The following is an 877-nucleotide window of genomic DNA, read 5'->3' as shown; positions in this document are numbered from 1 at the left end:
GCCCTCGGCAATCACCCGGATGCGCAGTGCATGCGCCATGCTGATGATGGCGCGGCACAAGGCCACGTCGTCCGGGCCCCGCGTCAGCGAGCGGATGAAGGACTGGTCGATCTTGATGTAGTCGATGTCTAGGCGCCGCAGGTACGACAAGGATGAGTAGCCGGTGCCGAAGTCGTCGAGCGCGATCTCGATGCCGGCCGCCAGGAAGCGGGAGAGCTGGTCCATGACATCGGCGCTTTGCTCCATCAGCGAGCCTTCAGTGATCTCGATGACGAGACTGCCCACCGGCACGTTCCTGCGCTCGATCATGCTGGACCAGGACTCGGGCCCGCTCGCAGGCGCGCAGAACTCCACTGGTGATTTATTGACGGAGATCTGGAAGCCCTTGCCCAGCAGCACCTGCCAGCGCGCGAGCTGGTCCAGCGCTTCCGTCAGCACCCAGCGGCCGATGTCGATGATGAGGCCGGATTCCTCCGCAACGGCAATGAAATCGGCCGGGTGGATCGGCCCGCGTACCGGATGGTCCCAGCGGATCAGGGCCTCGGCCTTGCAGACCTTGCCCGTGCGCAGATTGACAATGGGCTGGTAGTGCAGCGCGAACTGCCCGGACGCCAGCGCCGTGCGCAGATCCTGGGTAATGCGCAAGCGCTCCCTCTCCGCTTGCAGCAGCGCCTGGGTGAAGACCTTCCAGCGATTGCGGCCCTCCTCCTTGGCGGCAAACATCGCCTGGTCGGCGCACACCAGCAGGGCCTCGGCGTTGTCGGCGTCCTTGGGGTAGGTCGCCACGCCGATGCTGGCCGACACCACCACCAGTTCGCCTGCGAGGCGGTAAGGTGCGGCAATCCGCTCCAGGATCGCCTGGGCAATGCCCCCGGCA

The 877-nt window shown here is 65.8% G+C and carries 1 protein-coding gene; it reads right to left on the bottom strand.

Translation table 11 applies throughout. The features are described 5' to 3' along the window. Positions 1-877, bottom strand: an 877-nt coding sequence (locus AC1RQK_RS40465) for a putative bifunctional diguanylate cyclase/phosphodiesterase (protein ID WP_492815279.1), incomplete at both ends; no start/stop codon positions are given.

This window comes from Cupriavidus sp. GW822-FHT02D05, assembly GCF_058802485.1.
Note: the sequence above shows the minus strand (reverse complement) of the source record. Positions and strands in the feature narration are given on the sequence as shown.